Origin of the sequence: Actinocrispum wychmicini, assembly GCF_004345645.1 — a bacterium.
Lineage (GTDB): Bacteria > Actinomycetota > Actinomycetes > Mycobacteriales > Pseudonocardiaceae > Kibdelosporangium > Kibdelosporangium wychmicini.
Map to the genome: position 1 here is coordinate 175754 of NZ_SLWS01000007.1, position 23923 is coordinate 199676.

Genomic DNA, 23923 nt, shown 5'->3' on the forward strand with positions numbered 1-23923 from the left:
CATGATCACACCAAGATCATCATCACAGACCGGTGAGGCGACGTTCGCACCGGATCCAAGGAAGTTGATCACGCAATCGGCGACAGGACCCTATTCCGGAGAGCGCCATCACGGCAATGGGCGATCTGGTGGTCGGCATCCTGGTGGCGGTCCTGGGCCTGTTTCTGCTGGCGGTCGCGGTCGGCTGGGCGCTGGGTACGCTGCTGCGGGTACGCCGGCTGTGGGCGGTGGCGCTGCTCGGGCTGGTCGTAGGGTTCGGACTCGCGGTGGCAGGCACCGTGATCGTGCACGTCAACCTGTTCCCGGTGTCGCCTTGGTCGGTGTTCGCGGCGGCCATTGCCTATGAACTGGTCGGACTGCTGCGAAACAGCTCAGCTGAGGTCGATCAGGGACAGTTGGCCTGATAGGGCCGTTCCGGGAGAAGTCGCCGCCAGTGGTCCGGGTCGATGAGGCCGTGGACGACGTTGCAGAGGTGGTCGAGTACCTGCGTGACGTCGACGTTCCACAGTCGTACAACGCCGTTGGCGCTCGCGGTGGCCAAGGTGCGGTCGTTCGGGCTGAACGCCGCCCCGACGATGGCTCCGTCTCGACTGGACAGCGTGGCGATCTCCTGATGGGTGGTGACGTCCCAGAGTTTCACGGTTTGGTCATCGCTTGCGGTAGCCAGTGTGCGGCCGTCCGGGCTGAACGTCGCCCGGTACACCCGCGCGGCGTGACCAGCAAGGGTGGTGAGCAGTCTGTGGCTGGTGGCGTCCCACAGTTTGACGGTCCGGTCATTGCTTGCGGTAGCCAGCATGTGGCCGTCCGGGCTGAACGCCACCGACTGGATGTCGGCGGTGTGCCCAGTGGGTTCGCTGTTGTCGGTGAAGAGGTGGTCTCGGCTGGTGGGTTGCCGCATGGATACGGTAGCCATGTCGTGGTCGGCTCCGACAAGGACCAGATCGTTGCCGTCCGGGCTGAAAGCCAGGCCGTAAACAGCGTGGTGGGGTAGGTCTGGGAGAGGGGAGTTCGTGGCTGTCAACTGGTGGGTGGTGGCGTCCCATAGTCGCACGTCCGCGTCGCCGCCGCCGGTGGCGAGGGTACGCCCATCGGGGCTGAAGGTGACCGCGTAGGCGCCTTTGTCGTCGGCGAACCAGGTCGCGACCAGAGCGTGGCTCGCCGTATTCCACAGCTTCACGCTGCCGTCTTCGCCTACCGTGGCCAGGGTGCCGCCATCGGGGCTGAACGCCACGCCGTAAACGGTGTCGGTGTGCCCGGACAGGGTGGCGACCAGTTTGTGGGTGGTGAGATCCCACAGCCGTGCCATTCGGTCGGCTCCCGCGGTGGCCAGGAGGTGCCCGTCGGGGCTGGTGGCCGCCCGATAGACCGGGGCGACCGGGTGCGCGATCAGCAACGAGCCGGCCAGGTCCCACAGCGCCACGGTGTGATCATCGCTTGCGGTGGCCAGGGTGCCGCCATCCGGGCTGAACGCCGCACCGCGGACGGCGTTGTCGTGTCCCGACAGGGTGGCGAACTTCTGGCCGGTGGTGCCATCCCACAGCGCCACGGTGTGATCGCCGCTTGCGGTGGCCAGCGTGCCGCCATCCGGGCTGAACGCCACCTGGTACACCGCGTCGGTATGTCCTAACAGGGTGGCGATCTCCTGGTGAGTGCTGACATCCCACAGCCGTGCCGTTTCGTCGGTGCTCGCGGTGGCCAGGATGCGGCCGTCCGGGCTGAACGCCACTGAGGTGATGGCGCCGGTGTGTCCGGACAGGGTGGCGATCGGTTTCTGGGTGGTGACGTCCCACAGCCGCGCTGTGCCGTCGTCCCCACCGGTGGCCAGGGTGTGGCCATCAGGGCTGAACGCGAGGCCGTGAAACGCGCCTGCGGCGCTGGCGAGCGTGCCGATCTGCTGGCGGGTGGTGATATCCCACAGCAGCACGTTCCCCTTGTGCGGGGACGAGTTGGTGGTCCGGTCAGCCACCATGCTGCCGTCGGCCGCAGCCACTGTCCGGCCGTCCGGGCTGAGCGCCACCGCGTTGAAACCGCCCCCGCCAAGGGTGGCCAACCGTCGGTGGGTCGTGATGTCCCATAGCGTAATGTTGTTCCCGTCGGCTTCGGCGGCGGTGTGCCGGTCCGCGCTCAACGCGACGGCGTCGACAGGGGTGTTGAAGTGGGCGAGGGTGGCGAGTTGCCGATGAGATGACGGGTCCCACAGCCTCATTTCATTGTCGTAGCCACCGGTGACCACGGTGTGGCCGTCCGGGCCGAAGGCCACCGCGTCGACCGGTTCGCGGTCATCGATCAGGCGGCCGTCGAACGGTTGGCTCTGCACGCTGAGCAGGGCGCTGCGAGCCTCGACCGTAGGGGCTTGCCGGTACGCTTCGGCCGCGAGCAGCATGGCGTCTTCAGGCTGGGTGTTGCGCAGCGCGGTGGATTTGGCGGCCCATTCCCGAGAAAGGGCCAGGGCGTTCTGATCCAGTGCCATGTCTCGTTGTTGAATGGAAATGACCGTCGCGACCACCGCGAACAAGACCAGGAGCAGCCCAAGGGCAGTGAGCGAACGGCCCAGCCGGGTGCGTCGGCGCGCCGTGCGTCGGCCCGCGTCCAGAAAGGCGCGCTCCACCGAACCCAGTTCGGCATCGTGATCCGGGTCGGTGGCCCACTCGCGTGCCAACTGCAGTGGGGTACCGCGGTAGAGGCGGTTCGGGTCCCGGTTGTTCTGGTGCCAGCGGTCGGCCGCTTCGGACAATTGCTGATGGGTGCGCAAGCCGGCCCGGTCGGAACTGATCCAGTCCCGCAGGCGCGGCCACGCTCGCAGCAGGGCTTCGTGGGCGATCTCGGCGGTGTCCTGGTCCACAGTGATCAGTCGGGCATCGGCCAGCGCGTTCAGCACCGCGATCGCGACGTCGGGGTCGGGCAGTTCGCGCAGCAGATCGGATCGGCTCGCTCGCCGACGGGTGTCCTCCGAGCCTGTCCCGATCTGGATCATGCGCAATAGCAGCCGCCGTGCCGTCTGCCGGCCCTGCTCGTCCAGTTGGTTGTAGGCACGTTCGGCGGCGTTGGTGATCGCGCCGCGGATGCCGCCAGTTGCGTGATAGTCGACAACCGTGACAGTGCGACCGGTGCCGCGGTCCCAGCTTGCCTGCAGCGCATAGGCCAGCAAGGGCAGCGTTCCCTGATCACGCACCTCGTCCTCGTCGGCGCCGAGGTCGCGCAGGATGGTGTCGACCAGCCCGGATTGCAGCGTGAGTCCAACGACCCCGGCGGGCTTCTGGATCGCGTCGCGCACCTCCGCGCCGGACATCGCGCCCACGATCACACCGGTGTCCTGCAACGCGGGCACGAGTTCGGGATACGCCGCACAGTGACCGTAGAAGTCGGCGCGGACGCCGATCACCACCAGCGCCGTTGGCTCACGGTCCCCATCGCCTTTGGCGGCGGCGCACAGCGCGCGAACGAACGATGTCCGCTCCGATTCGTCCGTGCACAGGGTGAAGATCTCTTCGAACTGGTCGATGACGAGGATCAATCGGGCCCCGGAGTGATCGCGGTCGCCGACGCGGGCTTGCAAGGCCTGCACGATCGCGGCGTGACCGTCGCTGACGGCCGCGCTTACGGATCCGGCACCAGTCAGCCTTGTCAGTTGGGTGGCCAACTCGGTCATCGGGTGCGCGGTCGGGGTGAAGAACACGTGCGGCCACGTCCGGGCGCCCGGTTTGCCGAGTTCGCCACGATCCAGCGCGGGCACCAGTCCCGCGCCCAACAGCGAGGATTTCCCCGCCCCCGACGGTCCGGTGACCACCAGAGGAGTCGCCCCATCCAGACGGTCGGCCAATCGCCGGACCAGAGTCTCGGTCAACCGCTCCCGGCCGAAGTACCACTGGGTCTGCTCAGGACTGAAGGCCGTCAACCCCGGATAAGGACAGATCGCCGGGCCGCCCACCTCATCGTCTGGCACGGCCACGGAGATGTGCGGCCGGATATCCGGCGGCCGGTAGGCAGGGTTCGGGGCGAGTACCAGGTCCTCGACCCAATCACTCGCGCGGCGGTGAGGTTTCGGCATTCCCCGTGCCGAGAGCGCCTGGCTGAGATACCGGTAGACATGACGCAAACTCAGCTGCTGTGGCCCCTCCGGGTCGCCCTGACGAAGGAGCCGGATCAACTCCCCTGTGAACGCGGTGTGCGCTTGCCCGACTGGGGCAAGAGCCACCTCGTTCGAGGCCGCCGACGTCAGCACGAACCCGCCATGCACTCGCGCCAGATCGGCGGCCGCATCGTCAGACCCACCAAGCACACCCAGTGCCCGTCCGGAAAAGCAGCAGTCGAGCACGACGACAACCGCCCGCGCCGGCGAATCCAGCAGGCAACTGCGCACGGCGGCGTAGGCCAACGAGGTGTGGGCCACCCGGTTCGGCCGCGCGTCGGTGGCCCTGGTCGCCAAGTACAGCTCGCCGCCGGGGCTGACCAGCCCGTGACCCACGTAGTAGACCAGCAGGACACCTTCGGCCCTTTCGGCCTGCTCGGCCAACGCTATTCCCATGTCCGTGGGACTGCCGGAGTCCCGCACGAAACACAAAGCGTCAGCGCGCAAGCCACACCGCTCAACCAACGTCTGCCCAAGATCGGCCAATGTGCCCGGCACCGCCGGCACCGAGGGCAACCCCGAGGCCGCGTCGTGTGTCCATGTCCCCATCAGCACAACGCGTGTACCTGATGCGTCCAACCCGGTCACGTCGTCACGCGACCGGGGGGTTGTCACCCTTGACCGTGATCGCCAACTCCATCCCAGCCCTCCTTGACCCAACATAGCGCGGCGATTCGTGGGCGCACTGGGCCGCGAACGCCGAGTCCTCGCTCCGCTTGGCGCCGGGCACTCCAACGGCGAGATCGCCGACGCCCTCCACATCGTCGAAGGCACGGTGAACGCCCATATCAGCTCCATACTGGACAAGCTCAACGCTCGCAACCGCGTCCAGGCCGCCATCCTCGCCTACCAGGCCGGGCTGACCTGGCCCGTCCGCCACACCCAGGTGAAATGGCATGACCCGTTGAGGTGATCCAGGTCGAGTGACGGACCTTGTGGGGCTCGGATAATCGATGTGGCGTTGACCTGCCGGTCCATGGTGGCTCCGCTCTGTCACGCCGCGATCTCGTACTCGCTGGTCACCCCGTCGAGGATGGATCTGGGCAGGACGCAGCGCGGCACTGCGACCTCATGGCCAAGCGCCAACACTTCCGCGATCAACACTGTCCTGCTGCCAAGAAAAACGCCAGCCATTCGAGCACCCGGACAGCCCTCAGGGACAGGAGACCGACCACCACGCACGGTGATCCATGCCCGACCTCGGTCGCGAACGAAACTCCAGGTCACGGCATTGGCACCGAGTTCTGGCCATGCACGAGCCAGCCAGTGCACGGATGACGTCCTGATCCCTCCTGCCCGACGACCTACCCGGGACTGTCCGTGGAATGGTGATAGCCATGACAATCTCCGCCTTGAGGTGTGGGAGGAGTCGAAGCGACGATAGGAGGGATCCGGTGCCGAGGCGTCGTGGCCGGTACGGTTCGCAGTGGGCATCCAACACCCGGGGTCCGCGGTGCACCGGGCGCTCTGCGGGCGTGGTTCGCCTCGAGTGCAGCGTTTCTCGTGGTCGTGTGGCTGCCGATTGACCCTATACTCACCGGTATAGAGTGTACATAGCAGTATACAGCTGACCAGTGAGGAACATCGACCCATGTCCAGTTCCGCCCCGTCCAGGTCACCGTGGCCGCGTCCCGAAGATCGCGACCGTGAACGAGGGCTGAAGCGTGAGGCGGTGCTCAGAACAGCCGTGAGCCTCTTCAACGAGAAGGGTGTCCACGCGACCTCGCTGGAAGATGTCGCGAAGGCGTTGAACGTGACCAAGCCGACTATCTACCACTACTTCGCCAACAAGGACGAGATCCTCTTCGAATGCGTCCGTCGGGGAGTCGAGGGCATCCGCGATATCGGAGTGGACGTCGAGCAGCAGGGCGGAAACGGTTTGGAACGGCTCAAGGCGTACATGCGCAACTACGCGGTGGTCATGACGAACGACTTCGGCATATGCGTCACTCGCACGGCCGACCACGAGCTGTCGCCGGAGAGCCGCGCCCGCTTTCGTGAGATGAAGCGCGAGACCGACACCCTGATCCGGCGGGTCGTCGAGCAGGGTATGCGCGACGGCTCGATCGCCCCCGGCGACCCACGCCTTGTGACATTCACACTGGCCGGCGCCTTGAACTGGATCGCTCGCTGGTACGACCCTCGTGGGCCCATGACACCGGAGGAGATCGCCGACGGTTGCGTCGCGACGCTGGTTCACGGCCTCGCCACGCGCGACAAGGAGAAATAGGGATGCCCCATTCCTGATTCCCCGGTGGGACGACTGCGGGCACCGGCCGTTACCGCACTCCTGTTGCTGACGTCCGGTGCCAACCTCGGTCCTTTCATGACGTCGTCAATCGTGGTCACGCGGAGAAGGCGGCCGAGGCCAGAGTCGACGGAATCATCGCGGTATGTGACGTTCCGGGGATGCGCGCCAATTTCATGCGTCCCAGCCTGGTGGCCGCCGGACTCTGTCCGGACAATCTTGGAGATGAGATGATCATCTATGTGGGTGCGCTGGCCTAGGCTCAGGAATGCACAGAACGATATGTGCTCGTCGAACGCGACGGTGCACGCGCCGTCGTCCGTATGCACGATCCCGGTAAGCTCAACGCGCTCAGCCTTCAGCTGACGGTGCAATTTCACGATGCGTTGCGTGAGCTTGTGGCGGATCACCGGGTGCGCTGCGTCGTGCTGACCGGGACCGTCGGTGCGGCGCACCTCCTCGTCGATGCCAACCTGTTCGTGCCCTACCAACTCCGCGGCCGAGCTATGGGGCGTGTGCACGGTGAACCCCGGGCGGCTGATGGACCCGAAGGTGGGTATGCACTCCGGATACACCGAGACAAAACACCGTGTCCAGGTGTATCCGGACCTCGTCGGCTGCGGCCCTGCGGTGTCAGAAGATGACGGGGTTCAGCACCCACTTTTGGTTGGCATTGTAACCGCCGTGACAAACATAGACCTGCACATTGCTTCCGTCACCGATCGATGACCCGTTGGGAGCAAAGATGTCCAAACACAACCCGTGGTCAGCTTCTGAGTGGATCGTGCCGTCTCCGGGGCGGTACCACCGCTGGTTGGCATTGTCACCTGCCTTACAGGTATAAACCTGCACATTGCTTCCACTACCAACCCATCCGGTCGGGGCATAGATGTCCAAACACAAGTTGTTGTCAACCTTGGAGCGGATCGTGCCGTCTGCGAGGAAGGACCATCGCTGGTTGGCATTGTAACCCTCGTGACAGGAATAGACCTGCACATTGCTCCCTGGACCGATCGGTGCGGCACCATAGATGTCCAAACACAAAGAGAAATTCACCCCGCTAAGTATGTTCCAGTTATTGCTGGCGGCCTGTGCTGGACCAACCAGTCCAACGATCAGCGCGACGCCGGCCATAGCGGTGATCGACAGTCTGCGCATGAAGTGCTTGCCCGTCATACTCCTGCCTCCGTAGTCCTGTGAGGGGGCCGACGGCGGTTGCCGCGTCGGCCGGTTTCGCCTGGGGTGTGCTGCAGGCGGCCAGTGCGACCACGAACGCCTGGTGCCGGCAGATCGGAGCCGGTGCGGAGGGCTTGCCACATCGCCCCTTCCCTTCGTGTCGACGTCTCCAAATGGACACCCAGAACCGTTTCCGCGCTCTGCTAGGGAGGGTGTGGCGAGCGTCCGAAGCTTGATCCGGCAGGTTGTCGCCCGAGGAGCAGCGTTCGGTGCCGGCAGGGTGGGCACGGCGGCGGAAGACTGACTTGCGGGCGCGGTTTGTGTCCAAGCGACTGGAGGGATTGTCGGAGGAGCCTCGACCCGGCCGACACCTCGACAACCCAGCCGCCTACTGCACACGAATTAACGCCTCGCGACAATAGGTGTATCAGAGGAACGTCGATCAGGTCCGATGTGCGAAATCGCGGCAGACAGCTGGACAGTTTGCCAGCCGCGATTCCAGCACGTGTCTAGTTCCAGCGGACGTTCACGTATGTGTAATTGCCATCGGACGCACCCCAGACCATGACTGTATTGCCTTGGCGCGCGGGGGTAAATTTGAACGAGTTGCACTCTCCAGCATTTACCCAGGTGTTTACTGGCCCGCGGTACTCGGTTGCGGAACTGTCAGTCAGGGTCGCGTACTCGTGGGCGTTGTTGTCCCAGACAAAGAAGTGGAAGTCGTTCCTGGTGGACTGGTAGTTGCATATATAGGCGAACTGGCCGCCCGCGTTGGGCGGATTGTTGAACCCGAGGACTTGGAAGTGGTCTACTACGGGGGAAGATCCAGATGCCGCGCTTGCGCTACCGATCGTTCCGACTATCGCGGCCACTGCGGTGACTGCGATAATCGCAGTCTTGATCATTGTCCTCAGCACGGTCGACCTCCTGAACGGGTTACTAACCCCTGCGTGGATTGATAAAGCAGTTCAAGCTCATTGGTTGTTCATTGCCGCTTGATGGTTGCCAACTGATCATGATGGACTTCGCGCCCGCGAGCGCGGAGACGGCCGCGATTGCTGCCACCACTCACCACGGATGCATGGCCCAGGCCGATCCGAGCCGATGCAGAAGGTTTGTCACGACGAGTCTCCCTTCGTGGCGACATCTCCGAGTGGACATCAGTTGACATGGCGCGGTCCGGTCGTGGGTGTGCAGCGTCGGGACGTACCTGTTGGCGGCGCGCGACAGCTCCGCCAACTCAGGACTGCCAATGAGCGCGCCGAGTTCGGAGATCTCGCGTTCGGCCCAGGACGCTCCCGCCCGGTCGAGCGTGGCGGTCATAACGGGGTCAGAGCTCAAAGCGTTGTAGCCGGCGAGGCCGGCCGGCATGGTGCGGACCTCGTGCGCCCGGTTCGCGCGCGGGCCGGGCTGTGGTGCCGGCGCGGCGCGTACGTCGATCGGGGCGAGTAGGCGCGACGCGCTGGACTGGTTCACCGTGGCCCCCTTGTCTCCGGCGATGCGATCCCGACCAAGGGTACTCATGAGTATAGAGTCGACGCAACGGTAAACATCCGACCGACGGGAAACCTGGGGAACGCCTGCGGTGGTCGACATTCGGTTACCGGTTCTGGCCAGGACGTTTACGCGGCGGACCGGTACTCGTTGAGTAGTCCGCCGAGGCGCTGTCGGCGTCGGATCCGGTCGAACCGGGCCGGGAACGGGATCATGTTTGGTTCGTCGTTGAGGGCATGTAGAAGCATCCCGTCGCCTTGGTGGCCGCGCCCGGCGTTGTGATAGGCGACGCAGATGCCGAGCACGAGGCGTAGGTGGCGCTCTCCGATGATGAGGATCCGGTCGGTGCACTCCCGACGGACGGAGCCAATCCAGCGCTCGGCGAAGGCGTTCGTCTGTGGACAAGGGTCATCGGGGATGAGGTATCGGGGACGCTCATGACGATTCGGCCGTGGACGAACATTTGGCCTATACCGCTCGAAAAGTCATCGTTGCACGTCAGGCTGCGTATCGGACTTGTTGATGAGTCCACTGAGGACATGGGTGCGTAGCAGGGTGCGAGTGTTGGCCGTCTGTACAGTTTCGGCTGTCGGCAAGGCTCAGGTGGTCGTTGTTGCCAGGCTTGGTGAGGCCGGTGCTGGATGTAGTACCGCTGGTTTTCGGCCAGGACGTGTCGGGCGTGTGCCGCGTTGAGGATCAGAACGCGGTCGCAGACCTCGATGCGGCGGGTTCTGATGACCCGTTCGCAGTGTGCGTTCATGCGTGGCGCGGTGTCGATGTGGAAGAAGTCCGCGGCGAGGATACCGCGGGCCTGGCTGGCCAGGAACTGCTTCCGGGCCGGACCGGTTCGACGCGGAGCGGGATCGATGCCAGCTGAGTTGAGGATCTTCCAGACGGTCGATGCGGCGATCCGGTGCCCGAGCCCGACCAGTTCGCCGTGGATTCTCCGGTGGCCACAGCGTGGGTCGTCACGGGCCAGACGAAGAACGAGCTTCGCGACTGTCGCGTGCGTGGGCGGTCGACCACTGGGTCGTCGGCACGTGCTGTAGTCCCATTTCCGTGCGATGAGCTTGCGGTGCCAGGCCAGGATTGTCGCGGGCTGGATCGGGAAGGCCGCGTGCCATCGGCGTCTGGCCCGGATCTTTCGCGTGGGTGACGGCGTCGCCTGGGGTGGTGATGTTGCTGGTGGGTGGCCTTCTTTCCTGGTTTGGGTAGGCGGGTGTGCCCGTTGTCGGGTGGGTGACGCCGGGTTCCACGTTCCCGGTGATGGCTTTCTGCTCGTAGGGACGGGTTTCGGGCTGGTCAGGTCGGTACTGGCAGCGTGTTCAGGCGCTGGTAGGCGGTGAGGGTCAGCGCGGTCCATGGAGCGTGTGTGGCCAGTCGGAGGTGGATGCGTCGGGCGTGGTGGGCGATGCGTCCGGCGAGGGAGAACAGCCGTAGCCGCAGGCGTTTGGGTTCCCACTTACGGGCTTGATGTCCGGTGAGGGCGAGGATGGCGACCCAGATCTAGTTGTGCGCGAAGCCGTGCAGAGGCAGGTTGGTCAGCCCGGTGGCTTGGCGGCGCGGATACGGTCTTCGGCGCGGGCTCGGCGACGGTGCCGTAGCTCCAGGTCGGCCAGTTGACCGCGGGAGGTGTTGGTGGCGAAGGCGGTCAGCCGGTTGCCGTCGGCGTCGGTGAACCGCAGTTGGGCGCCGGGGTGCGGTCGTTCCTTGCGAAGGATGACCCGCATCCCGAGTGGCCAGCCCGACAGGTCGAGCACGCCGGTGGCCTCGGCGACCCAGGCGCCATCGCGGGTGTGCGCTCGTCATCGTAGGCGGGAGTCCATGATTGCTTGGGGATCTGGGCGATGCGTTCGACCGCGTCATCGGGCAGGCTGAAGCCCAGCGAATGGCTCAGTTTCCGTGCGTGCAGCCAGTCGGTGAACTCATGCGTGCCGCCGCCGGCGTCGGTGCGGATCAGTACGTTGCGTCCGATCCTGCCTCCTTTGGCGGTGACCGGTAACTGCCGCAACGCGTCCCGGGCCACCGCGATGTGGTCGGCGGTGGTGTTGCTGCCGGCGTTGCCCGGTCGCAGCAGGATTGCCAGCGGCTCACCGGTGCCCTCGATGCCGTGGTCGACAAAGGACCCCAGCGGGTGAGGTAGGACACCGGCGAGGTGCCTGCGATGCAGGTCCTTTTCCGGTGCCCTCCTCCCGAACCGCCCGTGCGGGCTTTCCCCGCAGGCGGCTCTCCAGTGATCTATGCGTTTCCGTCAGCCGTCGCGTGGATCGTGGCGTGGCAGTCACGGCAGACCACGAGGGTCTTGCGCCGTTTCCGCAGCATTGCTGCGATCCGTGCGACGACGTTCCACAACCCGACCGGAACCATACTGTCCGCGGAGCGTCGCCGGCAGGTCGTGGAGGTTGCCCGCGCCGCCGGAGCGTTCGTCATCGAAGACGACTTCGCCCGCCACCTGGGACACGGTGGCTCGATGCCTCGCCCGCTCATCGCCGACGACCGCGACGGCACAGTCGTGTACATGACGTCGCTGACCAAGCCCGCCGCGCCCGAGTCTCCGGATCGGAGCGCTGATCGCCCGTGGTCCGGTGCGGGAACGGCCGCGAGCGATGCGCACCGTCGACGACTTCCTCGTCGCCTGCTCCTTGCAGGAGGCCGCCGTCGAACTGGTCAGCACCCCGGGGTGGGAGCGGCACCTGCGCGCACTGGCCACTGCCCTCAGGGAGCGCTGCGCGGTGCTGGCCGCCGGGCTGGTGCGAGAGATTCCAGAGTGGACAATCACACACGTACCCGCGGGCGGCTTGCACCTGTGGGTACGCCCAACGGCCGACTACCTGGCCGAGGCCGCACGGAGCCACGGAGTGTCCATCGCCGACGGTCGGCAGTACTTTGCCGCCGAGCCTCCGGGAACCTTTCTGCGCATAGGTTTCGCCGCGACGGCCGAACTGGCCGAGGGCGTCCGCAGGCTGGCACTCGCGGCCAGAGACCTCCCCGGCAGGTGAGGGGTCACCGTCCGTCGGTGTCGCCGGCGCGACCGCGTAACCCGACGGTCGCCAGTGGCACGAGCGCGATGGTCAGCAGTGCCGAGACGATCAAGCCGCCGCGCGCGCCGACTGCCTGGATGAGCGGGCCCGCGACCGCGAGGCCGACAGGAGCGGCAAGTACCGAGCCCGCAGTCCACAACGTGATCACCGGCAGTTGCTCGTCCGGCTTGAGCACGACCTGCACGAATGTGTACACCACCGGGGTGAACGGCGCGTAGATCAACCACCTACGAAGAACGCGGCCACCGCATAGGGCACCGACGGCGCGACGGTCAGCAGCAGCACTACGGCAGCCCACGCGGTGATGATCAAGACGGGCAGCCGCTGCTCGGGCAGCTTCCGGAGCAGGCCGGTCAACACCGCGCCGATCAGTGCGCCCACACCGAACCCGGCCCAGATCAGACCCAGTGACACCGCGTCACCGCCCAGCGGCCCACGCACCAGCAGCGGCAGCGCGATCTCGATCGGCATGTAGAACAGGTTGAAGCCGAACACCACCACCAGGAGCCGTGCGGTAACCCGGACACGGCGCAGAATCCGCAAGCCGGACCGAGGAATGCTCTCGCCGTCGACGGAACCCGCGGCCTGCGGGGTGACGACGATGGCCGCGGCCAGCAACAGGACCAGGCTGGCCCCGTCCACGAGCAGGGCGATCCCCGGGTTGTGCCCGGCTGCCAGTATCCCGCCCGCCACTGGGCCGATCGCGTAGATCGCGAGGCTGGTACTGGTGCCGAGCAGCCCGTTGGCCGCCAACCTGCCTTCGGGCGCCGCCATCGCGGTGACCGCGAGCCGACGGGCACTCATCCCGACCAGCCGGAAGACTGAGCCGATCAGCAACCCGCAGACCAGCACCGGCAGCGTGATCGCGTCCGCCATGGCCAGCAGCCCAAGCGCGGCAAGCACGCCGCCACGCAGCAGACAGTCCACAATGATCAACGCGCGCGGCGGGATACGCAACCTGGTGAGCCCGACAGTGAACGCCAATACCGTGGCCAGCACGTACGGCGAGGCCTCGACGGCCGCGACGGCAAGCGGCGCAGGCACACCACCATGGATACGTAGGGTCAACAACGGCAGTGCCGTGATGATCATGCCATCGCCCACGTTGGAGACGAGATCGCCGGCCAGTAGTACCCAGACCCGACAGTCGCGCAACACACGCCAGTACGACCAGTTCCGCGTCTCCACCGCCATGCTGGTCGTTGTTGAACCTCAAGTGGACTGGAGGTCCAGTGCGGCCTGGTCGGTGGACGCGTGGGGCGACGGCAGACCGGATCTCGGCCAGAGCCTTCTCCGCCCCGGGACCCCGCCGAGCACTCGCACCGCCCGGTCGACCGCAACCTGCTGTACCGGCGGGCGATAGTGCTGAACGCGGCCCGGCCGTTGAACTGCAGGGCGTACACGAGCCGACGACCCAGCTCGTCGTAGTCCACCCGTGCCTGCCCTGCCATCATGGCTGACTAACCCCTTGTGGGACCAGTTCGCCGCGTTGTTACCCGCACGACCGATCCTCGACCCGACCCATCCGATGAGCTGCCACCGCCGTCGCGTGCCCGACCGGATCGTGTCCGACAAGGAGGAGAATCGCTTGCGTAACAAAAGAAAGACGGTCGGTGCCACGATCATCGCGGTCGCCACGGCGGGGATCCTGATCGCCACAACCACCAACGCCTTGGCCACGCCCGGCAACTGCACCACCAGTTGGAGCGATAGGCAGGCGACCAGCCTGTGCACCACGGGCACCTTGGCGGGGATCAGGCCTTATCTCACAAGCCTCCAGACCGAGCAGGTGTCGTCCCCGGGGCCGTCTTCACAGAGCCGGAACGACGTGAAGTTCGAGATCCAGCGGGTGCCGCAGCCTACTTGCGGACCGTTTCCGTCGCCGACGTGCACCCGCCAACAAACGCTTTCCAACTCGTTTCCTCAATTCCCGTCTCCTCGCCTGGCCACTCGGCTTGTCATGCCGGCCGGCCCACTTTCCTGCCGATTTCCTCGGACTTGCCGGCCCGGTCGCCGTCACCGGACCGGAGATCTACCGGATGTCGGTGACCGCGTGCAGCAGCCGGCCGATAGCTGACAGATCTCCTACGACGGCGACGCTGCCGTCGGCGCATGCGGTTGCGAGGGTGGCTGGATCGGCCAGCAGGGCGCTGAGCGTCTTAGGCCCTGCGCGGAGCGAGACGTCTGCTGTCGCGGGTTCACCGGGCTGCACCTGAACCCGTCCGGACGCCAGGCGGACCGTCCAAACCCGACCGTCGAGCTCGAGACGGCAAGTCGTTGGCGGTGCCGCGGGGTCGGGGCGAGCGGCACCTTGCAGGAAGATCAGCACAGAGGTGGCGCTGAGCGCGGTCGGCGGCGGGGGTTGCGGGGCGTCGATCCCCCAGTCGCCCAGAGCCAGCAGGATCGGTTCCAGCTTCCGGCCCCATTCGGTCAGTTCGTAGACCCGCAGGCCGGCCGTCGGTGCCGGTCCACGGCGGATCACCCCGTGGTGTTCGAGCTCCCGGAGTCGGTCTGCCAGCAGGTTCGAGCTGACGTGGGGCAGAGCATGCCGCAGCTCGGAGAACCGTTGCGGCGCCAGGAGCAGCTCGCGGACGACCAGCAGGGCCCATCGCTCTCCGACGACGTCGAGGCCCCGGGCGATCCCACAGGAGTCCCGATAGCTACGGCTGGTTGGCATGGCCACTCTCCTCGTCCCATCTGGTCCGAAACTACCATGGCATCTAGTTGTTTTTTACAACTGACTATGGTTGTTTTTTGAAGCCAACTGCGGTTACTGTTGGCTCGCCCGGCCGTACTGGGCCCCTCAGCAGCGGCGCGAGGGATTATCGAGAGGGAGCAGGATGACGCAGACGAGTACTCAGCCGGTAGCGCTGCTTGAGAACAAGAACGCTGTGATCTATGGCGGTGGGGGCGCTATCGGCGGCGCCATCGCACGGGTATTCGCCCGGGAAGGCGCGAGGGTCTTCATCGCCGGGCGGACGCGGGCGAAACTCGACGCCGTGGCGCGTGATATCGCCGCCACAGGCGGACCGGTCGAGACCGCGCAAGTTGACGTTTTCGACCAGCAGGCGGTCGAAAGACACGCCGATGCGATCGCGGCGACGGCCGGCAGCATCGACATCGCCGTCAACGCCGTGAGCGTCATGCACGACCAGGGGACTTTGCTGGCGGACCTCTCCCTGGAGGAGTTCATGCGGCCGATTGACGGTTTTCTGCGGACGCTGTTCGTCACCAGCAAAGCTGTGGCACGGCACATGGGTCGCGAGCGTCCTGGCGTCATCCTGACTTTGTCCGAGCCGGGTGCGAAACTGGCTGTAGGCGGCATCTTGGGGCACGGCGTGAGCTCGGCCGGCAAGGAGGCGTTCTCCCGGCTGCTGGCCGCGGAGTTGGCGCCCAGCAACGTTCGGGTCGTCGACATCCGTCCGCACGCTGTTGTCGATGCGCCGGCCGCGGGTTCCTACACCAAGGACCTCTTCAAACAATCCGCGGCCGCGGCCGGGCAGTCGGTCCAGGAATTCCTCGAAGGCGGGGGGATGGTGCAGGGGACGCTCCTGAAAAGGCTGCCTACCCTCGCTGAGATAGCGGAGACGGCCGCGTTCCTGGCTTCAGATCGCGCTGGAGCCATGACAGGAACGGTCGTCAATCTGTCCGGCGGCGCACTCGTGGACTGAGTTTCGGTCTTGAGGTGTCAACGTAGTTCCATATCTGAGGAGATTCGACATGACGACACTGAAGCCCGGCAGCATGCTGCTCGGCACGACCCGTCCCGCCGAACTGCGGGCCTGGTACATCAAGGCGCTGGCGCCGGAATTCACCGGCGAGGGCGCGATCGACCTGGGCGGCTTCCTGCTGGTCATCGACGGGCGCGACGACGTCGAGGCAAAGAACAACCAACCGGGTCGCACCATCATCAACTTCCACGTCGACGACTTCGACGCCGTGGCGGCCCAGCTGAACGCGGCCGGCGTGGAGTGGATCTCGGTCGAGGACCGGGTGAAGGGCAAGTTCGGCACGTTCGCCGACCCCGACGGGAACTACCTCCAGATCATCGAGTGGCAGCAGGACGCCTGAGACCAGACGGGTGTGAGCGCTCAGCATCCTGGGCTGGAACCACGCGCTGCTCGGGCACTTCGCACAAAGCATCACCTGATGCCGGCACGCCCTGGACCTGCACCGCCACTTGGCGGACCCGGAAGGACGGGCGGGCACGCCGCACAGCCTCGGCTACGCCCACCATCGCCTCCGGCACCACACCGAGGCCATCCACTACTACCAGCAGTCGTTGGCCCTCTCGCGCGAGCTCGGCGACCAGTACAACGAAGCCACCACTCTCGACCGTCTCGGCGACACGTTCCACAGCGCCGACAACCACGTTGACGCCCACGAGTTGTGGCGGCGAACGGGAACGATCCTCGAAGACCTCGCCTGTCCGGCACCAAGGCCGGTTTGACGGGCTGAGTTCAGGAGGGCCCTGGTGCTGGGTGCTCCAGGTGGCGATCTGGCTGCGTGACTGGAAGCCCAGGGTGGTCATGATGTTCCGGACGTGGCTCTCGGCGGTGCGTTCGGCGATATGCAGGGCAGTCGCCAGCTGCTTGTTGGTGTATCCCTTGGCGACCAGCCCGGCCACTTCGACCTGCCGTGGCGTCAGCGGGTGGTCGGCCAGCCGACTGTCCAATGCGGACACTTGGGTGGCGAGCAGGCTCGGGCCCGAACACCACCCGCAGCGCCGCACGCGCCACCGCGGCCAGTTCGGCCAACTGCGGGTCCGGGTCGACCCACACCTCGATCGCGCAGCTCGCGGGGATCGCGGGACCGCACCGAACCGTCACCGGGGCCAGTGACCGTAGCCGGTCGGCCAGCTCGTCGGTCAGCCGATCCCACTGGGCCGGGGTGATCTGGCTGCTGAGCCTGTCCAGTCAGGCCAGGGTCAAGTGCAGGTAGCGCGCGGGAACCGGGCGGATCACCGGCCGAGGATCACGCGGGCGGGTCGTGGTCCACCAGTGCGCGACCTGGGCGAGGTAGGCGTCGCCCAGGACGGCCAGTTCGGGCATGACCACAAAGACATGCGGCCTGGCCCCGAGCGGTGACCACGCCCGCGTAGCGAAGCTGCGCATCAGATCCTCCGAGAACCCTGCTCGACACCGAGGGCGACCCGGCAGACGGTGACGAACCGGTCGCGCGCGTCCCGCAACTCGGCGACCGCAGCGGCGTGGCGGTCGGCCACACGAAGGTCGACAGCGCCGCCAGGCCCGGGTCTGGTCGTGGAGCGGATCTCGACCACCACCCGGGCCACCTCGCGGGCGGCGGTCACGACCGCGTCAGCCGGCTGATATACGGGCGCGGGTTGGAATGCCAACGCGCGGGCCGCGTAAACCACCGGCCGGGCCAGCTCGTCCGGGTCGCCGCTCCCACTGTTGTCACCGGCAGACTGGCCGCTCTTGTCGCGAACCGACCGCCACACCAGCAGTTCCACCAGACTCAGTGCGGCGCCGATCAATACTCGATAGGACGGCAACGCGGCGAAGGCCGCCGTGGCGGCCTGCTCACGGCGTGCTCGCTGATCCCGGATCGGCACCGCCAACACCAAGCCCGCCGCGATGCCCACGAGCGCCGCGACCCCGCTGACCGCCCAGCCAGGCACCACCCACTACACAGCCGTAGCCAGCAACGCCACACCACCCACGATCACGCCGTACACGATGGGCATCGGAAGCGTTCGCGTCGTGGCCACGCTGACAACCTTAGTGGGCCACAAAGTTGTCGGTGGCGAGCAACAGGTGGCCCAGGGGGACTGTCAAACGAAAGGCTCTGTCGGTGATTGTGTGATCAACTTGATGGGGTGGTGGCGGTGAGGCTGTTTGCGGCTGCGGTCGCCGATCTGGTGCCGACGTTACTGGCTGAGTAGTATTCGCTTGCGCAGCAGCGAGAATCCGGCTCTGCCGTACATCTGCCTCTTCAGGTATTTGATCTTCGTGTTGACGCCCTCGGTGGGGCCGTTGCTGAACGGCAGAGTCAGACCGGCCACGACGGCATCCCAGTCTTTCAGCAATCCGTTGAGGTACGAGTCGAAGCCGGGCAACGTATCGAGGCGGACCGTGGTGACCCATTCGGTGAGGTCCTGGCCGCGGCGCTGGGTCAGAATGGTGGCAAACTCGCGGACCCGGGCGGCCAGCGTGCTCATCTCGCGACAGCTGGTGAGCAGGTCGTGCAGGTGACGGCGAGTGTGATCGGGCAAGTCGGTGGGCCTGCTCATGATCCAGGAGACCAGACGACGTGGCGTGGGCACTACGCGCTGCGGGTCGGCTCGGCCCTGGTTGATGTAGCGCACCAGCAGGTTGGCACTGCCGCTGTAACCGTGTTCACGGATCTCGGCCAGGATCCGGGTGACCGGGGTCTTGTCGGCCAGTCGGCGCTGCACCAGGTCGCGGTGGGCATCGACCAGGCAGATGCCGTAGCGTGGCGGACGCAGCAAGTCCTCCGCCTTCTCAGCGCGGGCGTAACGCTTGACGGTGTTCAGCGCCCAGCCCAGCCGCCGGGCGCACTCCATCAACCCGGCCCCCTGAGCGAGCAGGACATGGACAGCGGCGAACCTCGCCGACCACCACAGCGGGCTCACCTGGATTACGCTTGGCGTGACGCAGGAACCATGTAAGCACGCTCATCGCGTCTCCGGGCATCTGCCCCGCCGCGCATGTGCTTTCACCCAAAGCCACCCGGGCAGCATCGCACTTACGTGACGTCAGCTGAACGTGTTTCATTTGTGGCTAAACTGCGGAGGTTGGACCACCCCGGTGATCTTGGAGGCCGTTGGATCTGGGAAGGATCTACGGCATGGCAGGGGCAGCGAAGTACCCGGTTGAGCTGAAGGAACGTGCGGGGTTCCAAAAGTCAGTCACACATGCTGACCAGTAGGTTTCGCGGCCGGTTCGTACTCGCTGATCAGGCCTCCGAGGAGCCTGTACCGTGCCAAAACGCTGACAGGGCGCTGACCAGCGGTTCTGCTGGCCGTGAGTTGGTCTTCAGGCTGCGGTTCGGTGATACTCGTTGATCACTCCGCCGAGTACGCGGTGACGGCGGATCGGTGCGTCCAACGGGGTCATGGTGTCGGGGTTGTGGTTGGGCGGTTGGTGGTCGAGGCTCTGATGCGGTCGGTGGTCATTGAAATGCCGGACGTACTGTCCCAAGACGACGCTGGCGTGCCGCTCGTTGTAAATCAACATCCGGTCAGTGCACTCCGACCGGACGCTGCGCACGAACCGTTCCGCGTAGCAGTTCGCTCGAAGTGTCCGCGGCGGAATCTTCACCACCTCAATCCCCTCGTCGATGAACACGGCGTCGAACCCGGCAGTGAACTTCGTGTCCCTGTCCCGGATGAGAAATCGGAACAAGGCGATCCGTTCTGCGAGGTCCATCGTCAGGTTGCGGGCCTGCTGGATGACCCACAATGCAGTCGGATGCGAGCCCCGCGCCTGATTGCGCAGAAACGTCCGCCACGTCGTGTCCTCGCATCGTGGAGCCGGCCCAAGACGCCCCCGGCTCAAGATGCGGCGTACCGTGCCAGCACCTACTCGGTACCCCAGCCGGGCGAGCTCGGCCTGGATTCGGCGGTGTCCCCATCGAGGATTCTGCTGCGCTACAAGCACCACCAGGGATCGGATCTCCTCAGCGATCGGCGGGCGCCCTGTCCGATGCGGATACGTCCATTTCTTCCGGACCAGACGCCGGTACCAAGCCAACAGCGTGGCAGGTGTGACGATCCGATGCCCCCGCAGCTGGCGCGGCAGCACCCTGGCAAGAGCCGACAGCACCGCCCGATCCGGCCACATGGGACGCGGTCTGCCCACCTGACGGCGCAGTACCACCACCTCATGACGCAGCGCCAACACCTCGGCGATCAACGCAGCCCTGCCGCCGGAGAGCAACGCCAGCCATCCGAGGACCCGAACAGTGACCAAGTACAAGAGACGGAACACCACGGAAGATGATCATGCCCGTCCCCGGTCCTAGACGAAACTCCAGGTCACGGCACCAACTCCGAGTTCTGGCACGGTACACGGGCGTGTCCTGCCAAGCCACAAAAACCTGGAAAGCCAGCAAGGACCCGGACTTCGTAGCCAAGAAGAACCGCATCCTCGACCTGTATGACCACCCGCCCGTCGATGGGCGGGTGATCTGTGTCGATGAATTCGGGCCGCTGAACCTCCAACCCCGCCCCGGCCGGGGCTGGTTCCCGAAAGGTCGGCCGGCCCGGCGGCGCGCCACCTACACTCGCATCCACGGAGTCCGGCACATGTTCGCCGCGCTCGACCCCGGCACCGGGCAGATGTTCTACCGGTTCCGTGACCGCAAACGCTGGCCGCAGTTCCTCGACTTCTGCAAGCAGCTACGCCGCCGCTTCCCCGCCGGGAAGCTCTTCCTGATCTGCGACAACTACGGACCGCACGGCAAGGCTGAGGTCAGAACCTGGTGCGCTGATCACGACATCGAACTGGTCTACACACCCACCAACGCGTCCTGGCTGAACTGGATCGAGTGCGAGTTCACCGCGATCCGCTACTTCACCCTCGACGGCAGCGACTACCCCAGCCACGCCGCTCAGGAAGCCGCCATCGCCGGCTATCTCCGCTGGCGCAACCGCCACTGCCACCCGAAACGCCACTTCGCAGTCAACTCCAAGATCCGCCGCCCGGACTACCTACCCAACGTTGCTTGATGCGGCACTAAGCGTCCGTGACTCGCATATCCTGGTGGCCGTGGCCTCCACCTGGGGACCGCGGTCGCTGATCGCCACCCAGCGAGACCTGCTGATGCGGCTTTCCTGGGAGCTTCCGGCGAACCACAGGGTGATCGCGACGCTGCACCCCGCGGTGTGGGCGGAGCACGGCGCTCGGCAGGTCCAGCTGTGGTTACGAGAGGCTCACGAGGCTGGAGTCGACCTGATTGACGCCGGCGAGGACTGGCGTGCGCTGGTGGCCAGCGCGGACGTGCTCATAGGTGCAAGGTCAGTGGTTCGTCAGGTCCAGGCCGTTGACCGGGCGGACGCCGTCGGCGAAAAGGAACTCGAACGTCAGCGAGCCGCGCGCCGCGTCGATGGTCCGCATGACCTCGTCGTGGCCGTCGCACACCCCCGACAGGGTGTCCAACTCGACCTTCATCGTGCCGCCGGGCAACTCGTCGCCAGGCCGTACGAAGTTCCGGTAAGCCGTCACCCCCGGCAGGGCGCGCACCGCATCGCCGCCGCGCACGTCCTCCAGCCGTGCAGGCGCGACTGGGGCGATGTTGTTGTACTGGAAGTGCACCTTGCCGCCGAAGTCGAATGGCGGCAGGTGCGGCTGCTCGCCCAGGGCGATCAGGCCGCCCACGCGCACCAGGTCCACCCCGCACGACTCCTGCGCCATCGAGTTGACGTGCGCCGAGAGCCTGCCGTTGATTTCGATGACGCGCGGCCCGGCGGCGGTCAGTTTCAGCTCGGTGTGGGTGTACCCGCAGTCGGACCCGACCGCCTCGAGGGCGCGGGTCACCATGTCGCAAACCTCCTGGTTCTCCGCCTCCGGCAGGTGGCTGGGCCAGATCCGGCCGGTGCCCCGGAACGGCGGCGCGAGCGGCGTCTTGCCGGTCACCACGAAGTGCGTGATGCCGGTCGGTGTGCAGGCGCTCTCCACCGACACGTAGTCCCCGAACGGCTCGCTGGGCCGCCCCGCCAGGAACTCCTCCACGATGAACGGCGACCACTCAGCCAGTGCGCCGATCTCCGCCAGCACCTCGCGGACGTCGTCGTCGGTCCGTACCGCGTAGGTGTCGCGGCTGCTCCGCCCGGTCACCGGCTTCACGATCACCGGGAGGCCGATCTCCGCGAGAGCGCCGGGCAGTGCGTCGAACGTCTCCGCGACGGCGGTCCTCGTCGGGTCGACCCGGGCGTCGCGCAACACCTGTCGCTGCCGCCCCTTGTCGATGAACAGCTTCGCGGTGCGCACCGACTGGCCCGGCACCCCGGCCGCCGCCGCCAGTTCCGCCGCCGGCACGATCATCCGCTCGCTGAACGTGAGCACCGCGTCCGGCCGCACCGAGGCCGCGTCCGCCGCTGGGTCGGTCAGCGGGCGCACCTCGCCCAGCATCTCCATCACCGGCCGCAGCTGCGCCACGTGGTCCGAGTCGTCGGGCACCAAGAAAACGATTTCTCCGAGATCGGCCAAGCCCACCCCGATCTCGCCCGCGGGCACCGCGCCCGCGTCGTACAGCACGGCGAACTTCGTCACCTGTTCCCCCGATCCCTCGGCGCGGCTGGGCTTACCGGGTTCACGGCGACCGCGTCCAGCGCCCGGCCCAGTATGTCCATATAGGACTGAGCGGACTCCTTGGCCAGCAGCGTTGAGTCGAACCCGACCCGCACTTGGCCCGCCGCGCCCGACAGCTCCACGTTGACGTGGAACGGGAAGCTCGGCTTGCCGCGCCGCCACCAGGCCCGAGTCGCCAGGTCCAGCCGGTCCAGCTCGCCGTAGGCGTGGAAGTTCATGAAGTTGAACGTCACGTCGAACGGCGCCCGGCCCAGCCGCTCCACCAGCTTCGCCTGCGGGTACGCCCGGTGCGGCACACCGTTCGCCTCCGCCTCCGCCGCGGCACGCACCAGGTCCGACCACGTGCCGTCCAGCGACGGGAACCGGACCGGGAGCGTGTTGAGGAACAGCCCAACCGCCAGGTCCGAACCCGGGCTCTCCGGGCGGGTGTTGAACACCACGCCGGTGACCACGTCCGTCTCCCGGCCGGTCCACGTCGCCAGCGCTCGCGCGTGCGCGGCGAGGAACACCGACTTCAGCGGCGCGCCGAGGGTCCGGGCGACCCCGCGCAGCGCGGCCACCAGCCCGGCGTCCAGCGGCAGTTCCAGGCGCTGCGCGGCGTTCGGGACCACGCCCGGCCCGTCGGGCAGCAGCAGCGGCGGCACGTCGGCGTGCGCCATCCAATGCCGTTCGGAGGCGGAATCAGCCAGCGCGGAGCGTTCGGCGGCGATGAAGTCGTGCTGCACGGTCGCGGGGATCGGCGGCAGTTCCTCGCCGGCGTAGGCGGTCATCAGCTCAACCGTGAGCCGGCTCAGGCTCCACCCGTCCAACACCGCGTGGTGCGCGGCCAGAGCGACACGGAACGACTCCGGCGTGGCGACCACATGGCACCGGAACAGCCGGGGTGAGCGCCAGTCGGCGGTGACGTCCACAGCGTCCGCGCACCAGTCGTCCACCAGCGCCTCGGCTTTCCCCGAGTCGTCGGTCTCCACCACGGTCAGTGACGGCTCCGGGTCACGCCACACCACCTGCGCCGGCACGGAGAACGTGTCGAAGTCGAACGACGTGCGCAGCGCCGAATGTCGTGCGACCAGCCGCGCGAACGCGTCCCGGAACCGGTCGGCGTCGAACGGCGCGCACACCTCCCAGCCCGTCATCACGTGGTACAGCAACGGATCCCCGGCGATCTCACACAGGTAGAGCATCCCGACCTGGAGCGCCGACGCGGGCAGCGCGTCCGCCACGCCGTCCGGCACCACCGCCCGATCTTCCTTGTCCAGCAACGCGAATGGCTCGATGTCGGCGCGTTCGGCGTCGTGGCGCTCCGAAACCTTCGGCAGGCTCAGCAGGCCGCGCACGGTCTGCTTGACCAACAGGTCCCGCAGGGTGATCGGAATTCCCATCGCCCGCGCCTCGTTGACCACACGGATCGCGACGAGCGAATCCCCGCCGAGCCCGTGGAACCGGCTGTCGAGATCGATTCGCGGGGCCGACAGGTGTTTGCCGAGTATGCCCAGCAGCGCGTCAGCGGCGGTCCACGCGTGACCGGTTTCCATCCTGG

At 66.5% G+C, this 23923-nt stretch carries 24 protein-coding genes and 3 pseudogenes; 10 read left to right on the forward strand and 17 right to left on the reverse strand.

From position 1 onward, the window contains the following. Positions 1-116 precede the first annotated feature (116 nt). Positions 117-404, forward strand: coding sequence for a hypothetical protein (locus tag EV192_RS31085; RefSeq protein WP_132121765.1), 288 nt, complete (start codon positions 117-119; stop codon positions 402-404). Here EV192_RS31085 and EV192_RS31090 read toward each other — a convergent pair. Then, positions 386-4891, reverse strand: coding sequence for a caspase, EACC1-associated type (locus tag EV192_RS31090; protein WP_424923403.1), 4506 nt, complete (start codon positions 4889-4891; stop codon positions 386-388). The genes EV192_RS31085 and EV192_RS31090 overlap by 19 nt on opposite strands. Between EV192_RS31090 and EV192_RS31095 the strand changes: the two are divergent. Further along, positions 4815-5042: pseudogene (locus EV192_RS31095) on the forward strand (response regulator transcription factor); the annotation flags it as partial. The gene EV192_RS31090 and the pseudogene EV192_RS31095 overlap by 77 nt on opposite strands. A gap of 80 nt (positions 5043-5122) precedes the next feature. Here EV192_RS31095 and EV192_RS54180 read toward each other — a convergent pair. Next, the gene (locus tag EV192_RS54180) at positions 5123-5263 is read right to left on the reverse strand and encodes a hypothetical protein (RefSeq protein WP_165960701.1); all 141 of its coding nucleotides are present in this window, start codon (positions 5261-5263) and stop codon (positions 5123-5125) included. A 538-nt stretch (positions 5264-5801) separates the two neighbouring features. On the opposite strand from EV192_RS54180, the gene EV192_RS31100 reads away from it, so the two are divergent. Together EV192_RS31100 and EV192_RS57480 are read left to right on the forward strand one after the other, a co-directional pair. Next, positions 5802-6359 carry a TetR/AcrR family transcriptional regulator gene (locus EV192_RS31100; RefSeq protein WP_207926304.1) on the forward strand — a complete coding sequence of 186 codons (558 nt, stop codon included), beginning with the start codon at positions 5802-5804 and terminating at the stop codon, positions 6357-6359. Positions 6360-6700: 341 nt separating this feature from the next. Continuing rightward, on the forward strand, positions 6701-7021 hold the full coding sequence (locus tag EV192_RS57480) for a hypothetical protein (protein ID WP_424923407.1): 321 nt from the start codon (positions 6701-6703) through the stop codon (positions 7019-7021). On the opposite strand, the gene EV192_RS31110 is transcribed toward EV192_RS57480, so the two are convergent. The 4 genes from EV192_RS31110 to EV192_RS57485 all read right to left on the reverse strand — a co-directional run bounded on the left by EV192_RS31110 (position 7011) and on the right by EV192_RS57485 (position 9783). After that, positions 7011-7553: an RICIN domain-containing protein gene (locus EV192_RS31110; RefSeq protein ID WP_132121773.1), complete on the reverse strand. Its 543-nt coding sequence runs from the start codon at positions 7551-7553 to the stop codon at positions 7011-7013. The two genes, EV192_RS57480 and EV192_RS31110, sit on opposite strands and share 11 nt — an antisense overlap. A 509-nt stretch (positions 7554-8062) precedes the next feature. Next, positions 8063-8470 carry a hypothetical protein gene (locus EV192_RS31115; RefSeq protein ID WP_132121775.1) on the reverse strand — a complete coding sequence of 136 codons (408 nt, stop codon included), beginning with the start codon at positions 8468-8470 and terminating at the stop codon, positions 8063-8065. Positions 8471-8621: 151 nt separating this feature from the next. Next, complete coding sequence (locus EV192_RS31120; protein ID WP_132121777.1) at positions 8622-9077, reverse strand: hypothetical protein; 456 nt, start codon at positions 9075-9077, stop codon at positions 8622-8624. Positions 9078-9258: 181 nt separating this feature from the next. Further along, on the reverse strand, positions 9259-9783 hold the full coding sequence (locus EV192_RS57485; protein ID WP_424923408.1) for an integrase core domain-containing protein: 525 nt from the start codon (positions 9781-9783) through the stop codon (positions 9259-9261). Between EV192_RS57485 and EV192_RS56145 the strand changes: the two genes are divergently transcribed. Beyond that, the gene (locus EV192_RS56145; RefSeq protein ID WP_243727195.1) at positions 9682-9924 is read left to right on the forward strand and encodes a hypothetical protein; all 243 of its coding nucleotides are present in this window, start codon (positions 9682-9684) and stop codon (positions 9922-9924) included. The two genes, EV192_RS57485 and EV192_RS56145, sit on opposite strands and share 102 nt — an antisense overlap. Before the next feature lie 425 nt (positions 9925-10349). Here the strand turns inward: EV192_RS56145 and EV192_RS56150 are convergent. Continuing rightward, a pseudogene (locus EV192_RS56150) lies at positions 10350-11184 on the reverse strand (transposase); the annotation flags it as partial. Between the two features lie 448 nt (positions 11185-11632). On the opposite strand from EV192_RS56150, the gene EV192_RS31140 reads away from it, so the two are divergent. Continuing rightward, on the forward strand, positions 11633-12046 hold the full coding sequence (locus tag EV192_RS31140) for an aminotransferase-like domain-containing protein (protein ID WP_132121781.1): 414 nt from the start codon (positions 11633-11635) through the stop codon (positions 12044-12046). Between the two features lie 4 nt (positions 12047-12050). On the opposite strand, the gene EV192_RS54980 is transcribed toward EV192_RS31140, so the two are convergent. Both EV192_RS54980 and EV192_RS31145 read right to left on the reverse strand, forming a co-directional pair. Further along, positions 12051-12311: a hypothetical protein gene (locus EV192_RS54980; protein ID WP_207926307.1), complete on the reverse strand. Its 261-nt coding sequence runs from the start codon at positions 12309-12311 to the stop codon at positions 12051-12053. After that, positions 12308-13282, reverse strand: a complete 975-nt coding sequence (locus tag EV192_RS31145; protein WP_207926308.1) for an MFS transporter — start codon at positions 13280-13282, stop codon at positions 12308-12310. Before EV192_RS31145 ends, EV192_RS54980 begins: the two co-directional genes overlap by 4 nt. Positions 13283-13523: 241 nt before the next feature. Between EV192_RS31145 and EV192_RS31155 the strand changes: the two are divergent. Continuing rightward, a pseudogene (locus EV192_RS31155) lies at positions 13524-13682 on the forward strand (IS5/IS1182 family transposase); the annotation flags it as partial. A 438-nt stretch (positions 13683-14120) separates the two neighbouring features. Here the strand turns inward: EV192_RS31155 and EV192_RS31160 are convergent. After that, entirely contained in the window at positions 14121-14765 is a 645-nt protein-coding gene (locus EV192_RS31160) for a winged helix-turn-helix transcriptional regulator (RefSeq protein WP_132121783.1), read from the reverse strand. Positions 14766-14928: 163 nt separating this feature from the next. Here EV192_RS31160 and EV192_RS31165 point away from each other — a divergent pair, with 163 nt between their 5' ends. Beyond that, positions 14929-15759: an SDR family NAD(P)-dependent oxidoreductase gene (locus EV192_RS31165; RefSeq protein WP_132121785.1), complete on the forward strand. Its 831-nt coding sequence runs from the start codon at positions 14929-14931 to the stop codon at positions 15757-15759. A 49-nt stretch (positions 15760-15808) separates the two neighbouring features. Continuing rightward, on the forward strand, positions 15809-16159 hold the full coding sequence (locus tag EV192_RS31170) for a VOC family protein (protein ID WP_132121787.1): 351 nt from the start codon (positions 15809-15811) through the stop codon (positions 16157-16159). On the opposite strand, the gene EV192_RS56155 is transcribed toward EV192_RS31170, so the two are convergent. The 5 genes from EV192_RS56155 to EV192_RS31200 form a co-directional block, all read right to left on the reverse strand. Further along, positions 16134-16820, reverse strand: a complete 687-nt coding sequence (locus EV192_RS56155; RefSeq protein ID WP_243727196.1) for a response regulator transcription factor — start codon at positions 16818-16820, stop codon at positions 16134-16136. The two genes, EV192_RS31170 and EV192_RS56155, sit on opposite strands and share 26 nt — an antisense overlap. Positions 16821-17004: 184 nt before the next feature. Continuing rightward, complete coding sequence (locus EV192_RS31185) at positions 17005-17202, reverse strand: hypothetical protein (RefSeq protein WP_132121789.1); 198 nt, start codon at positions 17200-17202, stop codon at positions 17005-17007. After that, the gene (locus tag EV192_RS31190; RefSeq protein WP_132121791.1) at positions 17202-17729 is read right to left on the reverse strand and encodes a hypothetical protein; all 528 of its coding nucleotides are present in this window, start codon (positions 17727-17729) and stop codon (positions 17202-17204) included. Before EV192_RS31190 ends, EV192_RS31185 begins: the two co-directional genes overlap by 1 nt. 249 nt (positions 17730-17978) lie before the next feature. Beyond that, a complete protein-coding gene (locus tag EV192_RS31195) occupies positions 17979-18704 on the reverse strand; it encodes a transposase (protein WP_132121793.1) in 726 nt (241 codons plus the stop codon). Between the two features lie 403 nt (positions 18705-19107). Next, a complete protein-coding gene (locus EV192_RS31200) occupies positions 19108-20064 on the reverse strand; it encodes an integrase core domain-containing protein (RefSeq protein ID WP_132121795.1) in 957 nt (318 codons plus the stop codon). 11 nt (positions 20065-20075) lie between these two features. Here EV192_RS31200 and EV192_RS31205 point away from each other — a divergent pair, with 11 nt between their 5' ends. Beyond that, positions 20076-20801: an IS630 family transposase gene (locus EV192_RS31205; protein WP_424923404.1), complete on the forward strand. Its 726-nt coding sequence runs from the start codon at positions 20076-20078 to the stop codon at positions 20799-20801. Positions 20802-21090: 289 nt separating this feature from the next. On the opposite strand, the gene EV192_RS31210 is transcribed toward EV192_RS31205, so the two are convergent. Continuing rightward, positions 21091-22344 carry an ATP-grasp domain-containing protein gene (locus tag EV192_RS31210; protein WP_132121799.1) on the reverse strand — a complete coding sequence of 418 codons (1254 nt, stop codon included), beginning with the start codon at positions 22342-22344 and terminating at the stop codon, positions 21091-21093. Next, positions 22341-23918, reverse strand: a complete 1578-nt coding sequence (locus tag EV192_RS31215; protein WP_132121801.1) for a condensation domain-containing protein — start codon at positions 23916-23918, stop codon at positions 22341-22343. Before EV192_RS31215 ends, EV192_RS31210 begins: the two co-directional genes overlap by 4 nt. Between the last annotated feature and the right edge of the window lie 5 nt (positions 23919-23923).